Source organism: Streptomyces sp. NPDC048416 (assembly GCF_043200435.1).
GTDB lineage: Bacteria > Actinomycetota > Actinomycetes > Streptomycetales > Streptomycetaceae > Streptomyces.
The window spans coordinates 1-15,162 of the sequence record NZ_JBICXU010000046.1; the positions used below are offsets into that span (position 1 = coordinate 1).

The following is a 15,162-nucleotide window of genomic DNA, read 5'->3' on the forward strand; positions in this document are numbered from 1 at the left end:
CGTTGTTGGCGACGCGGTTGGTGTCGCGGGTGAGGTCGTCGTTCGGTACGGAGGTGGCGATTCGGGCGTTGTTCGAGGCGCCGACGGTGGCGGAGCTGGCGTTGCGGGTGTCGGGTTCGCCTGGTGCGCGCAGGGCGTTGAGGGCGGTGGAGCGGCCTGAGGTGGTTCCGTTGTCGTTCGCGCAGCGTCGTCTGTGGTTCCTCAACCGGATGGAGCCGGGGTCGTCCGCGTACAACATTCCTGGCGCGCTGCGTCTGACCGGCGCCGTCGATCCCGAGGTGGTCCGCGCCGCCCTGGACGACGTGGTGTCCCGTCATGAGAGCCTGCGGACGGTGTTCCCGGAGGCCGGGGATGGTGAGCCGTGCCAGGTGGTTGTCGATGTGGATGTCGATGTGCCGGTGGTCGCGGTCGATGACTCCTCGCTGATCGGGGCGCTGGCTGCTGAGGCGGGTCGCGGGTTCGATCTGTCGGTGGATGCTCCGCTGCGGGCGACGTTGTTCGATCTGCCGGGCAATGAGTTCGTGTTGCTGTTCGTGCTGCATCACATCGCGGGTGATGGCTGGTCGGTTGCTCCGTTGGCGGGGGACTTTTCGGTGGCGTATGCGGCGCGGGCCGGTGGTCGGGCTCCGCAGTGGGAGCCGTTGGCCGTGCAGTATGCGGATTACACGTTGTGGCAGCGTGATGTGCTGGGTTCGGAGGATGATCCGGACAGTGCGATTGCCGCTCAACTGGCGTACTGGCGTGAGCGGTTGGCCGGTGCTCCGCAGGAGCTGGCGTTGCCGGTGGACCGTTCCCGTCCCGCGGTCTCCACCTACCGGGGTGACACCGTCACCTTCAGCATCGACCCTGAGCTCTACAGAGGACTGGCCGTGCTGGCGCGGGGTTCGCAGGCCAGCGTGTTCATGGTCGTCCAGAGCGCGTTGGCGATGCTGCTGAGCCGGCTGGGCGCAGGAGACGACATCGTCCTCGGCACGTCCGTCGCCGGCCGTACCGACGAAGCGCTGGATCCGCTGATCGGGTTCTTCATCAACACACTGGTTCTGCGCGCCGATGTCTCGGGTGATCCGAAGGTCGCGGAGCTCATCGCGCGGGTTCGTGAGGGCGACCTGGCAGCGTATGCCAACCAGGACGTGCCGTTCGAGCGGCTTGTCGAGGTCGTCAACCCCGACCGGTCGCTGTCCCGGCACCCCCTCTTCCAGGTCACCATGGAGTTCCAGAACGTCTCCGGGGCCGCCATCGACCTGCCCGGCATCGAAGCGCGTCCCTTCCAAGTGCCCATGGACGCAGCCAAGTTCGACCTGTCCTTCATCTTCGACGAGTACGAGTACGAGGGTGCAGGCAAGAGCGAGGGCGAGCGCGAGCGCGACGGCAAGGGTGGTGGCGACGGTGGTGGCGACGGCGAGTCCCGCACCGCGTTGACCGGCACCGTGGGCTTCAGCCTCGACCTCTTCGACCGCTCCACGGCGCAAGGGCTCGCGCAGCGGCTGCTGCGGGTGCTCGAAGCGATGGTGGCCGATCCGTTGGCTCCCATGAGCAGCATCGACGTACCGGAGATCGACGGACGGCCCGCGCGGCTGGCTTCCCCCGAATCCGATGCGGCCGGTACCGCGACCGTCGGCGGTTCCACGGGCAGCAGGGCGAGCCGCAACGCACGGGAAGAGCTCCTGTGCGCGCTGTTCGCGGAGGCGTTGGGTCTGCCGAGTGTGGGGGTGGACGACAACTTCTTCGACCTCGGCGGCCACTCCCTGATGATCGTCAAGCTGCTGGCCAAGGTGCGGTCCGTGTTCGGTGTGCGGCTGCCGATCCGGGCGCTCTTCGAGGCGCCGACCGTCGCCGAACTGGCCCTTCAGCTCGACGGGGACACCCAGGACGGCGTCTTCGACGTCCTGATGCCCCTGCGCAAGGCGGGCTCGGGTGCACCGTTGTTCTGCGTGCACCCCGTGAGCGGCCTCGGCTGGTCCTATGCCGGGCTGCTGCGCGAGGTGGCGGCCGAGCACCCGATCCACGTGCTCCAGGCCCGGGGGATGGGGTCCGACGAGCAACTGCCGCACACCCTTGAGGAGATGGCCGCCGAGTATGTGGCCCACGTCCGTTCGGTCCAGCCGTCCGGCCCGTACCATCTGCTCGGCTGGTCGTTCGGCGGCGTGGTGGCACACGCCATGGCCGTCCAGCTCCAGCGGGCGGGCGAGAAGGTGGAACTGCTGGCCATGCTCGACGCCTATCCGGCGGAGCCGGGCGGTGCGGTCTCGGCGCCTTCGGACCAGCAGCTGCTCGACGCCCTGCTGAAGTACGCGGGAGCCGAACCCGATCCGGTGGCGGGGCCGCTGACCCAGAACGCCGCTATGGAGCTGCTGGGAGAGCGGGGCGGACTGTTCGGCAACTTCGACGCCGAGAGCCTGGCGCGGGCCGGCCGGGTGACCCGGAACAACATGATGATCGACGCCGCTCACACGCCCGGGACCTTCGACGGCGAAGCGCTGTTCTTCCGGGCGGTCAGGGAGCGTCCGCAGAGCGCTCTCGACGTCGAACTGTGGTCAACCGCCCTCACCGAGAAGATGGACGTACGCGAACTGGACTGCACCCACGACGAGATGATGCGGCCCGAGCCGCTGAAACTGATCGGGGAAGCACTCGGCGAACGGCTGGCGGGACCTTCGTCCGAGGGGTGACCGGCACGCCGGAACGCTGATTGACTGGGCCCGCAGCGGGGTGACACGACGGCCGGAACCCCGGCCCGACACCACCTTGCCGCGGGCCCTTCGCGCAGAGGGCGGGCCGTACGCCGCATCCCTGCGGGTCGTCCGCCGCATCCCCGCCGGCCGGGCGCCGCGTCGCGTCCCTGCGGGCCGTACGCCGCGTCCCTGCGGGCCGTACGCCGCATCCCTGCGGGTCGTCCGCCGCATCCCCGCTGCTCGTACGCCACCACCGCGCGGGGCCGGGCGCGAGACGGTGACTGTTGGCAGGAAGTGGCATCCCCTCGCGCCGGAAGGCGCCCCGCCCCCACCGCGCCCCGGGTCCGGCCCACCCCGGTGCGGGCCCGTCCCTGCATGTAGCTGACACGTCCCTCGGAACGCGCCCCCACCCGGCCTAGGGTGGCCCGCGACATACCGAGGGAGTCTCTTCATGACCGTACCGGCCGCCGTCGGACTCGATGGCCCCGCTCTGACGGTCGTCATCGTGCTGACGACCGCAGTCACACTCGGGGGCGTCTTCCTCGGTGTCCGGTCGGCGTCCCGGAAACTGCTCGGGATCGTGATCGGTCCGGTGCGCGCCCTGCTGGCGGGCCTGGTGGCGCTGGGAACGCTTTCGGCCTTCGGGCAGATGGTGCCCGAGCAGGGCAGCCGCGGAGTGCTCACCGCGGTCCAGATCGCCCTGTCCCTCTTCGCCGCGATGATCACGATCGTGCTCGCCGATGTCTTTGTCCCGCACGGCAGTTGGGCGCTTCCCCTGCAACTGCTGCGCGGGATCGGCGCACGGTTCCGACGGGCCCGCCGCTACTCGCAGATCAGCCGCATCCTCATGCGCAACGGTCTCGGCCGGCTGCTGCGCAGCCGCGCCCGCCTGGAGCGTGCGATGAGCCCGGGAGCGTTCGGCGAACAGTCCGCCAGGTCGCTGCGGACCGCGCTGGAGGAGTGCGGGGGAGTGCTCGTCAAGCTGGGCCAGGTCCTCTCCACCCGCCGGGACCTCCTGCCGGCCCACTTCATCGACGAGCTCAGCCGGTTGCAGAGCAGCGTGCCCCCGGCCCCCTGGCCCGAGGTCGAGGCGCTGCTCAGGGAAGATCTGGGCAAGCCGGTGGAGGAGATCTTCGAATGGTTCGAGCATGTGCCGCTCGCCGCCGCCTCCATAGCCCAGGTACACCGGGCGCGCCTGCACGGCGGTCCGACCGTCGTCGTCAAGGTCCAGCGCCCCGGCATACGGGAGATGGTGGAGCGCGACCTCGACATCGTGCTCGCCCTGACCCGGGGCGTGGAGGCCCGGGCCCGCTCCGCGCGCTCCCTGGGGCTGCGCGAGCTGGGCGACGGCTTCGCGCAGTCCCTCCGCGAGGAACTGGACTTCCGTGTCGAGGCCCGCAACTCGGGCGCCGTCGCCCTGGCCTGCGGAGGGTTCGAGCCCGATGCGCCGGTACGCGTCCCGCAGGTGTACCGCGCGTACACATCGGCCCGGGTCCTCGTACAGGAGTGGCTGGAAGGGGTCACGCTCGACCGGGCGCCGGCCGTCGCCCGGAAGAAGGGCCTGGACCGGGAGGCCCTGGCCAAGACCATCCTGTCGACGATGCTCCATCAGATCCTGCGGGCGGGCGTCTTCCACGCCGACCCGCACCCGGGGAACATGCTGCTGCTCGACGACGGGCGGATCGGTCTGATCGACTTCGGGTCGGTCGGCCGCATCGGGCCGCCGGTGCGCGTCGCCATCCAGGAACTGCTGGTGTCCGTCGAACGCGGCGACCCGGCCAGGCTGCACGACGCGCTGCTGACCCTGCTGGGCACCCGGGCCACGATGAACGAGGAATTGATGCCAGACCCGCTGGTCCTTGAGCGGGAACTCGGGCGTTTCATGGCCCAGCACCTGGGGACGGGCGCGCAGCCCGACTCCGAGACCTTCACCGCCCTCTTCCGGATGCTGTCCCGGTTCGGCCTCGCCGTGCCGCCGGAGATCGCCGCCGTGTTCCGCGCGCTCGCCACGGTCGAGGGGAGCCTGGCCGAGCTTGCCCCCGGGTTCAATTTGCTGGAGGAGGCACGTGCCTTCGCCGTCGAGATGGTCACCGAGGACATGCGGTTCCGCAAGCGGAAGCGGCCACGGGAGGACGGCTCGGGCGAAGGCTTCGAGCTGCCAGGCCTGCCGTCTTTCGCGCAGAACGCGGCGCACGAGCTCCTTTCCGTACTGCCGATGCTGCGCCGGCTGCCCCGCCGCGTCGAACGCATCAGCTCGGCCCTTGAGGAGGGGCGCCTCGGCGTACGGGTCCGTTTCCTCGCGGACGAGCGGGAGCGGCGTTTCGTCACTGACCTGCTCCACCAGCTGACCGTCACGCTGCTCGCGGCCTGTACGGGCCTGATGGGGGTCATGCTGGCGGTGTTCGGCACCCGCCGCGGGCCGCATGTCACCGAACAGCTGGAGCTCTACCCGCTGTTGGGCTACCACCTGCTGGCGGTCAGCGCGATCCTCATGCTGCGGGCCCTGTACACGGCGATGCGCCGGAGTCCGTAGCCGTAGCCGTAGCCGTGGCGCGTGGCGCGTGGCGCGTGGCGCGTGGCCCAGAATCTTCCTATGCCGCGGCCGGGCCACCAGGCGCTCCCCAGGCCCCTGTTCAGGCCCCTGTTCGGGTCCTTGTTCAGGCTCCTGTTCAGGCCCCCTGATCAGGCCGCGCGCGGTTCACCAAGGGGCTTCCGGTGGCCCGTGTCGACATGACGCCGGGGCCCGCGCGGGACCCGTCGAGCGGGGCGGCCGGCCGCGCAACACGTCATTCGATTTCCCATATCCAATTCCTTGAATTGCGGGCCGAACCGCGTTCCGTAATCCCTTGTCGAATGCGTTGCCCGATGCTTAAGGTCGGTCGGGAGGCGGTGGATGGAAAAGAAATCCGCCGTCATTATCGGGCAGTCGGGTCCGAAGAACTCGCCGGTCGACGGAGGCTCACATCCGTCGGCACCACGGACGGCCACTTCTTCGGGCCCGGCCGGCCGGCGGCCGGTCGCACGGCAGGACTTCGACCTCGCGCCCCCGCGCTCCCGACCTCAGCCGACCGGCCACACAGGAGAGAGCGATGACGATCACTGGAGCACCCCAGCGGCTGATTCCGCGGTGGGTCCCGCCGGGCACCGTCCCCGCGGAACAAGCCGAACACGCCACCCTCACCCGGCAGATCCCCGTACGGCTTGCCGCACGGATCAGGCTGCTGTCCCGGCGTTCGGCGACCGGGTGGGAGGCGGCCCTCGTCGCGGCGCACACCGCGGTGCTGTCCGCGCTCAGCGGTGAGCGCGCCCTCGTGTCCGGTTATCTCCCGCCGGCCGCCGCACCGGACACCGAACCGCGCCCCCGGGCCTTCGCCCTGCACGACGAAACCTGGCGCGAGCTGCTGGCCGCTTCCGAGCAGGCGGCGGCCCGGCCCGCCGACGGCGCCTTCGAGACCGTGCTCGACCTCGGGCACATCGACGGCCCCTGCGCGGAGCCCGCGCCGGACACCGTCCTGACCACCACCCTGCGTTACGGACCCGAAGGCCCGGCCGTACTCCTGCGCCACCGCACCGACGTCCTGGACGCCGAGGCCGCCGACCGGATCGCCGGCTACTACGTGACGGCGCTCGAACGGATGGCGGACGGACCCGACGCCGCGAGCCGCGCCCACGGCCTGCTGTCCGACGCCGAGTTCCAGTACCAGATCCACGATCTCGCCGGCGCCGAGCGGCCCATCCCCGATCGTCGCTTCCACGAGCTGTTCGAGGAGCAGGTCGCGCTCGGGCCGACGCGGACCGCCGCCGTGCAGGCCGGTGAGAGCCTGACGTACGCCGAGCTCAACGCCCGCGCCAACCGCATCGCCCACGCCCTGCTCGCCAGGAACGTGGCGGCGGAGGCGGTGGTGGCGGTGGTCACCGAGCGCACCCTCGACTGGCTGGCGGCCGTCATCGGCGTCTTCAAGGCCGGCGCCGCCTATCTGCCCATCGAGCCGCACGCCCCGGCCGACCGGATGGCCCGCACCCTGGAACGCAGCGGCTGCGCGATCGTCCTCACCGAGCCCGGCGGCCCGGGGCACCTGGAGCAGGCGGCCGCACCGGGCCTCGAACTCCTCACCGTCGCGGACGCCTGCGCCGAGGACCGGGGCGACGACAACCCCGGCGTGCCCGTCGCGGCCGGCCAACTCGCCTACCTGTACTTCACCTCGGGCTCCACCGGAGAGCCCAAGGGCGCCATGTGCGAGCACGCCGGTTTCGTCAACCACCTCTACGCCAAGATCGAGGACCAGGGCATCGGCGAGGGACAGGTGGTGGCGCAGACCGCGCCGCAGTCCTTCGACATCTCGCTGTGGCAGCTCGTCGCGGCCCTGGTCGTCGGCGGCCGTACGCTGATCATCGAGCAGGACACGATCCTCGATGTCGACCGGTATCTCGACGCGGTGGAGCACGGCGGTGTCTGTGTGCTCCAGGCCGTCCCCTCCTACCTGGAGGTCGTGCTCGCACGCCTGGAGACCAGCCCCCGGCAACTCCCCGCGCTGCGCTGCGTATCGGTCACCGGGGAGGCCCTGAAGAAGGAGCTGACCGTACGGTGGTTCGCCCGGTTCCCGGACATCGCCCTGATGAACGCCTACGGACTCACCGAGACCTGTGACGACACCAACCACGAGGTGATGACCTCGGTGCCGGTGTGGGACTCCGTTCCGCTCGGCCCGCCGGTCCGCAACGTCAGCGTCTACGTCGTCGACGACGAGCTGCGGCCGGTACCGCTCGGCGCCCCCGGAGAGATCGTCTTCTCGGGTGTCTGCGTGGGCCGGGGCTATGTCAACGATCCCGAGCGCACTGCGCAGGCGTTCGGCGAGGACCCGCACCGGCCGGGTCACCGTCTCTACCGGTCCGGCGACTTCGGCCGCAGGCTGCCCGGAGGGTCGCTCGAATACCTGGGACGGCGCGACGCACAGATCAAGATCCGTGGCTTCCGGATCGAGATCGGTGAGATCGAGAACCAGCTCCTGAAGCTGCCCGGGGTCCGCGACGGCGCCGTCGTGGTCGTGGAGAGCCCCGACCGGGGCCGCCACCTGGTCGGCTTCCAGACCGGCTCCGACGAATCAGCCGACACGCTGCGCGAACGCCTCGCGCGGGCGCTCCCCGCGTACATGGTGCCGGGCCGGATCGAGCGCCTGGACGTCCTGCCGCTCACCCCCAACGGCAAGACCGACAAGCGCGCCCTGGTCGCGCTCGCGTCGGAACTGGCCGAGCGAGAGGCGGCCCGGCAGCACGAGGCGCCGCGCACGGACGCCGAACGACGGCTGGCCGAGGCCTGGGAGGCGGTCCTCGGGCTGCCCGCCGGTCAGGTCGGGCGCGACGACAACTTCTATGAGAAGGGCGGCACTTCGCTCTCGGCGGTGCGGCTCGTCCTACGGATGGGCCGGGCCTTTTCGCTGGGCGACGTGATCGCCCACCCCACGCTCCACGAGCTGGCCGGCCTTCTCCCGCCGGCCGACGGGCCCGCCCCCGGACGGGCCGACGGCTCCGCCCCGCGTCGGGGCGCCGCTCCCGGCGCCGCTCCGACCGAGCCCGGCGCGGGCCCGGACGCTGCTTCAGGCATAAACTCCCCGAGGTCGGAAGTCGTGGACGAGGAGGCAGCAATAGCCGTGCGGGACAAGGAAGTTGGGCTCACCGCGGCGCGGGTCGAGCCGTTCGACGTGACACGCATCGGCGACCGGCCCGCCGTACTCGAACTCGGCAGCACCCCGGCCGACCCGGCCGCATGGGCCGCCGAGCACCGGGCACGGCTGCGCGCCACCGTGACGGAACACGGAGCCGTGCTGGTGCGAGGTCTCGCCCTGCGCGACGCGGACACCGTCTCCCGCTTCGGCCGGGCCTACCTGGACCGGATCATGACCGAACGCGAAGGCTTCGCCCCGCGCCAGGTCCTCGCCGACGGCGTCCACTCGTCCTCCGAATGGCCCGCCGACCAGCCGATGTGCATGCACCACGAGCTGAGTTACGCCCGCGAGGTCCCCGGCACGCTTCTGTTCGCCGCGCTCAAGGCGCCCGCATCCGGCGGTGTGACGGCCGTCGCCGACGCACACGACGTCCTGGACGCGCTCCCCGCCCACCTCGTCGACCGCTTCGAGCGGGAAGGCTGGTCGCTCGTACGCAACTACCGGGCGACCCTCGGGGTCACCCTGGCCGACGCCTTCGGCACCGAGGACCGCGCGGCCGTCGAGGAGTACTGCGACGCCCGGGGCATCACGTACGCCTGGCAGGCCGACGGCGCTCTGCGCACGACGCAGCGGGCCGCCGCCGTGCGGCGCCACCCCGTCACCGGGCGCCGCGGCTGGGTCAACCAGATCGCCTTCCTCAACGAGTGGACCCTCGACCCGGTCATCAGGGAGTACCTGACCTTCGAGTTCGGCGACGACGGCCTCCCCTTCAACAGCCTCTACGGCGACGGCGCGCCGCTCGACGAGGACACGGTGCTCACCATCAACAGCGCCTACGAGAAGCACACGCTCCGCGAACCCTGGCGCGACGGTGACCTGTTGATCGTCGACAACCTCCGGATGGCCCACAGCCGGGAGCCCTACCGGGGCGACCGCGAGATCGCGGTCGTCCTCGGCGACCCGGTCCTCGGTGACCCCGTCCTCGGCGACCCGGTCGTCGGCCTCCCGGGCTCCGCCGCCACCTGACCGCCCGCTGCCGGGCCATGCGCGGGGAGCCGACGCCCCCGGCGGCGTCCCCGCGCCCACCGTCGGCGGCCGGCCCTCCCCGGCCGCCGGTGGTGGGCCGACCCCATGTCCGCGCCCCCCCGCAGCGCCCGCACCGCGCACCAATCCGTACGCACCACTCACAGTCCGACAGATGGAGTCCGTCATGTCCCCCGAACCTCTCGTACCGCCCTTCGCCGTGATCAGCGGCGCCCAGGTGGCCGACGTGCTCACCGGCAACGAGAAGCAGGTCGTGGACCTGATCGAGGACGTCTACCGGCTGCACGGCCGGGGCGACTCGGTCAACCCGCCCTCGTACTTCCTGCGCTTTCCCGACCGGCCGAGCTCGCGCATCATCGCGCTGCCCGCGTCCGTCGGCGGTGACCGGCCCACCGACGGCCTGAAGTGGATCTCCAGCTTCCCGGAGAACGTCGCGGCCGGCATCCCGCGCGCTTCGGCGGTCCTGATCCTCAACGACCACGCCACCGGCTACCCCTTCGCCTGCCTGGAAAGCTCCATCATCAGCGCGTCGAGGACCGCCGCGTCGGCCGCGCTCGCCGCCGACCGGCTCAGCAGGGGCGGGCGTCCGCGCCGGATCGGCTTCATCGGCACCGGCCTCATCGCCCGCTACATCCACCACTACCTCCAGGCCACCGGCTGGACCTTCGACGAACTCGGCGTCCACGACCTCTCCGAGCAGCACGCCGGGGCCTTCGCCGACTACCTGGGAAGCCGTTCCGGTGACGCGCCCGTCGTGGTGCACGAGTCCGCCGAGGAACTGATCCGGGCGAGCGACCTGGTGGTCTTCGCCACCGTCGCCGGCAGCCCGCACGTCCACGACCCGGCCGGGTTCGACCACAACCCGCTCGTCCTGAACGTGTCGCTGCGCGACCTCGCCCCGGAGATCCTGCTGGCCTCCGCGAACATCGTGGACGACATCGAGCACTGCCTGAAGGCGGACACCTCCCCGCACCTCGTGGAACAGCGCACCGGCAACCGTGACTTCATCGACGGGACCCTCTTCGACGTGCTGGAAGGACGGGTCGAGCTGCCCGCCGACCGTCCCGTCGTCTTCTCGCCCTTCGGTCTCGGCGTGCTGGACATCGCGCTCGGCCGGCACGTCCACGACCAGCTGCGGGACACCGGCCGGCTGGGCGTGATCGACGGCTTCTTCCACGAGCTGGACCGGTACGGCAAGAACACCCCGGACGAGCGCTCCTGAGGCAGCCGGCGGCGCCGGAGCGCCGACGCCGTCACCCGAGCCCCACCCCCGCCCAGACAGGAGTCGCAGCCATGGACAAGTCCGTCGTACTGATCGCCGAAGAGCTCTCTTCCGCCACCGTCAGCGCGCTGGGACCGGACGTAGAAATCCGGTACTGCGCGGGCGCCGACCGCGAGGCGCTGCTCGCGGCGCTGCCCGCGGCGGACGCCGTCCTCATACGCAGCGCCACCAGGATGGACGCGGAGGCGATCGCGGCCGGAACCCGGCTCAAGGTGATCGGCCGGGCCGGGGTGGGTCTGGACAACGTGGACGTGGCGGCGGCCACCCGGGCGGGCGTCATGGTGGTCAACGCCCCCACGTCCAACATCGTCAGCGCGGCCGAACTCACCGTGGGCCTCCTGCTCGCGGTGGCACGCAACATCCCGCAGGCCGGCGCGGCCCTCAAGGAAGGCCGCTGGCAGCGCGCCCAGTACACCGGGGTGGAGCTGGCAGGCAAGACGCTCGGCATCATCGGCCTGGGACGCATCGGATCGCTGGTGGCACACCGCATGGCGGCCTTCGGCATGCGGCTGATCGCCCATGACCCGTACGTCGATCCGGAGTACGCCGCCCAGAGCGGTGTGCGCGTCATGGGGCTCGACGACGTGCTCGCCGAAGCCGACTTCCTGACCGTGCACCTGCCCAGAACGAGCGAGACGGCGGGACTCATCGGATTCGACGCCCTGCACAAGGTCAAGCCGGGCGTCCGCCTCGTCAACGCGGCACGGGGCGGCATCGTGGACGAGACCGAGCTGTACGCGGCGCTCAAGGAGGGCCGGGTCGCGGGCGCGGCCGTCGACGTCTTCGCGACCGAACCCTGCACCGACTCCCCGCTCTTCGAGCTGGACAACGTGATCGTCACCCCGCACCTGGGCGCCGGGACCGCCGAGGCGCAGGAACGCGCGGGCACCGCGGTCGCCGCATCCGTACGCCAAGCCCTGGCGGGGCACTTCGTGCCCGAGGCGGTCAACGGCGGGGCCCTCGCCCACGGCGTCGCACGGCTCGCAGCGGCGGCGGGTGCGGGAGCCCGGGTGAACACCGGTGAGGGGCTGGCGGGACGATGAGGTGCGCACGAGCATGACGACCCACGGCGAAAGCACCCCATGGTTTCGCAGGTATCCGGCGACCGGCACGCCACGGCGCCGCCTCGTGGTGCTGCCGCACGCCGGTGGCTCCGCCGGTTTCTACCACGCCTGGGGCCACGCCTTCGGCGGCGGCACGGACGTCCTGGTGGCGAAGTACCCGGGCCGGCACGACCGGTTGACCGACACGTGCATCGACCGCATGGACGTACTCGCCGACCGCGTCACCGCCGCACTGCTGCCCTTCACGGACCTGCCGGTCACACTCTTCGGCCACAGCATGGGGGCCTCCCTGGCCTACGAGGTGACGCTGCGGCTCCAGGAGCGGCACGCCGTGCGGCCCGCCGCCCTCCATGTGTCCAGCTGCAAGGCCCCCCACCGGCTGACCCCCCGCGACCTCTACCGCAAGGGGGACGCGGCGCTGATCGCCGAACTGCGCAGGCTCGGCGGGACCGACACCGCTCTCCTGGACGACCCCGACGTCCAGGAGCTCATCCTGCCCGCGGTCCGGGCGGACTTCACCGTCGTGGGCACCCACGGGCCGCGCGAGGCCACCCCGGTCGGCTGCCCCGTCCACGCGTGGATCGGCGACGCGGACCCGGGCACCTCGCCCCAGGAGATGGCGGCCTGGGGTGACGTCGCACCCCACGGGTTCGGGCTGCGGGTGCTGCCCGGCGGTCACTTCTATCTGGTCGAACAGCACGACACGCTGGTGGACGAGGTCTCGGAACACCTGGCCCGGACGGCCGCCCATGGGGAACAGAACGCGAATGGCAAGTGAACATAGGGGATTTGAAAGCAACGAGGTGATGAGCCGTCTGGTTTGTAGTCTGGTGTGAGTCGATGCGGGTTGTCGCGAAGGGGGAGATCACACATGGACTTCGGTGCAGCGGGACCGCGCCGTGCGACACGCGAGGCAGGCGGCACGAACGTATGGGGGGTCACCCGGCTGTCAGAGGTGCGCCAGGTGGACGTGGCGTCGCTGCTCGTCGCCGATTCGCCACGACTCGCCTGCGAACAGACCGAGTACACCCGCCTGCTCGCCGACGGTGACGCGGAACTGCCGCCCATCGTCGTGCACACCGCCACGATGCGGGTGGTCGACGGGATGTACCGGGTGCGTGCCGCGTCGCTGCGCGGACAGACGACGATCGCCGCCCGCTTCTTCGACGGTTCACCCGAGGACGCGTTCGTGCTGGCCGTCGAGGCCAACACCGGTCACGGGCTGCCCCTTTCGCTGTCGGAGCGCACCACGGCCGCCGGCCGGATCCTCGCCACGCACCCGCATCTGTCCGACCGGGCGATCGCCTCGGTCACCGGTCTGTCCGCGAAGACCGTCGGCAGCCAGCGGCGCAGACTCGACGGCGCCGAGGTCACCACCCGGATCGGGCGGGACGGCCGGGCCCGCCCGGTCAGCTGCGCCGAGGGCCGCCGGATCGCCGCCCGGATCATCCGGGATTCCCCGCATGCCTCGCTGCGTCACGTCGCCCAACAGTCGGGTGTCTCGCCCGGCACGGTCCGTGACGTGCGGGCCCGCCTCAGCAGAGGGGAGGACGTCGTCCCCGGCGGGCGGCGGACCGAGGGCGCCGCGCCGGCCCCCGCAGGCGCCGCCCCCGTGTTGGCCGCCTTCGGGCCGCCCGAAACCCCGGCGGGCGAGGACCTGGTCGACGTCTTCCGCGGCCTGTGCAGGGACCCCTCGCTGCGGCTGACCGACAACGGCCGCCAGATGCTGCGCATGGTGGAGATGCACCTGCTCGACCCGCAGGACTGGGAGCGCGTCGCCCGGTCGGTCCCGCCGCACCGCGCGCAGATGGTGTCCGCGATGGCGTTGGAATGCGCCCGGCTGTGGAACCGCTTCGCCCATCGCGTGCACGACACCGTGGTGGATCCCGTCGCCTGAACCGCGCCGAGCCCGGTTCCGGGCAGTAGCCGCGCGTCTTTCCCGGCAGAGGTGAATGCCGGGTGATTTCGCGCGCCCATTCGCAGCGTCCCGAAAAGGACGTTCACCGCGGTTGCACACGACCGTCCGCAAGGAATGAGCGACCGCGTACATTCCTCAGTTGCCCGTCGTTGACGGGGAGTTCACCCGCCTGTTTGTCTGGCCCACTATGCCCGCCCGAATGGCCCCGCCGCTTGCCGGGATGCCACGAGAGAGGTTTGCGGAATGACTGAAATCGAGACTGCGCCGATATCCGGAGACGAGGGTGGGCACCCCGCATTCAGCCTGGCCGACCCGGCCCTCCAGGCCGACCCCTACCCCGCCTATCGCGTTCTGCGCGACGAATTCCCCGTACTGCGCGGCCCGTTGGGAGCATGGCTGGTCAGCCGCTACGAGGACTGCGAGATGCTGCTCAGGGACCGCAGAATGGGCAAGGACTTCGCCAACTCCAAGTTCTTCGAGCAGGTGATGGCCGCGGCCGGTGACGAACCGCCGCCGTTCCTCGGCCTCGGCCTGGACGACTGGGACGCCAAACTGTTCATGCTGACGGACCCGCCCGAGCACACCCGGCTGCGCGGCCTGGTCTCGCAGGCCTTCACCCCGGCCACCATCACCGCCCTGCGTGCATCGGTCGCCGCCATCGTGGCCGACCTCCTGGGCGATCTGCCCGAACGCTTCGACATCATGGAGCGGCTCGCCACCCCCATGCCGATCCGGGTCCTCGGCACCATGCTGGGCATCCCGGCCGAGGACCAGGCGCAGTTCACCGAGTGGTCCGCCGAGATCGCCGGCCTGCTCGACCTGGACGTGGAGCTGTCCCCCGAGGCCGCGAAGGCCCGCCGCGCGGCGGTCGCCGCATGCACGACGTACTTCGTCGAACTGGCCACCCGGCGCGCGACGTCCGACGGCGACGACGTCATCTCCACCCTGGTCCGTGCCCGGGACGAGGGCAGCGCCCTGACCACCCAGGAGATCGCCGCCACCTGTGTGCTGCTCGTCGTCGCCGCCCAGGAGACCTTCTCCAACCTGCTGGGCAACGCCGCCATCATCTTCGCCCGGCACCCGGGGGCCTACACCCGGCTGTGCGCCGAGCCGGAGACCCTGGACGCCACGCTCGACGAGATCCTGCGCATGGAACCCGCCGCCCACCAAGTGGGGCGCATCGCCCTTCAGGACGTCGAGCTGCACGGCCGGCACATCGAGCAGGGCGACGCGGTCATCCTGCTCGTGGCCGCGGCCAACCGCGACGAACGTGCCTTCACCGACCCCGACACCTTCGACATCGACCGCACGGGACGCGGCCACCTCTCCTTCAGCCGCGGCATCCACTACTGTCTGGGCGCCCCGCTGGCCCTGATGATGGCCAGGGAAGCGCTGCTCGGGCTGACCGCACGCCTCACCGCGATGCAGCTGGCCGAGGACACCATCACCTACAAGCCAGGCATGGGACTGCGAGGCCCCGCCCGGCTCCCGCTGGTGGTCGAGAAGCGGGCCGGCTGAG

General features: G+C 71.2%; 7 protein-coding genes and 1 pseudogene. All 8 read left to right on the forward strand.

The genetic code is table 11. The annotated features are described in order from the left end of the window. The first annotated feature begins 209 nt into the window (after positions 1-209). Complete coding sequence (locus ACGFW5_RS33505; protein WP_393838125.1) at positions 210-2,669, forward strand: alpha/beta fold hydrolase; 2,460 nt, start codon at positions 210-212, stop codon at positions 2,667-2,669. 454 nt (positions 2,670-3,123) lie between these two features. Then, positions 3,124-5,205, forward strand: coding sequence for an ABC1 kinase family protein (locus ACGFW5_RS33510; protein ID WP_393838105.1), 2,082 nt, complete (start codon positions 3,124-3,126; stop codon positions 5,203-5,205). A 556-nt stretch (positions 5,206-5,761) separates the two neighbouring features. Beyond that, entirely contained in the window at positions 5,762-9,361 is a 3,600-nt protein-coding gene (locus ACGFW5_RS33515) for an amino acid adenylation domain-containing protein (RefSeq protein WP_393838106.1), read from the forward strand. Positions 9,362-9,545: 184 nt separating this feature from the next. Continuing rightward, positions 9,546-10,601: a 2,3-diaminopropionate biosynthesis protein SbnB gene (gene sbnB, locus ACGFW5_RS33520; RefSeq protein ID WP_393838107.1), complete on the forward strand. Its 1,056-nt coding sequence runs from the start codon at positions 9,546-9,548 to the stop codon at positions 10,599-10,601. A gap of 71 nt (positions 10,602-10,672) precedes the next feature. Beyond that, positions 10,673-11,635: pseudogene (locus ACGFW5_RS33525) on the forward strand (hydroxyacid dehydrogenase); the annotation flags it as partial. Positions 11,636-11,717: 82 nt separating this feature from the next. Further along, a complete protein-coding gene (locus ACGFW5_RS33530) occupies positions 11,718-12,503 on the forward strand; it encodes a thioesterase II family protein (RefSeq protein ID WP_393838108.1) in 786 nt (261 codons plus the stop codon). A gap of 93 nt (positions 12,504-12,596) precedes the next feature. Beyond that, on the forward strand, positions 12,597-13,622 hold the full coding sequence (locus tag ACGFW5_RS33535; RefSeq protein WP_393838109.1) for a streptomycin biosynthesis regulator: 1,026 nt from the start codon (positions 12,597-12,599) through the stop codon (positions 13,620-13,622). Positions 13,623-13,886: 264 nt separating this feature from the next. Continuing rightward, a complete protein-coding gene (locus ACGFW5_RS33540; RefSeq protein WP_393838110.1) occupies positions 13,887-15,161 on the forward strand; it encodes a cytochrome P450 in 1,275 nt (424 codons plus the stop codon). Position 15,162: the final 1 nt, after the last annotated feature.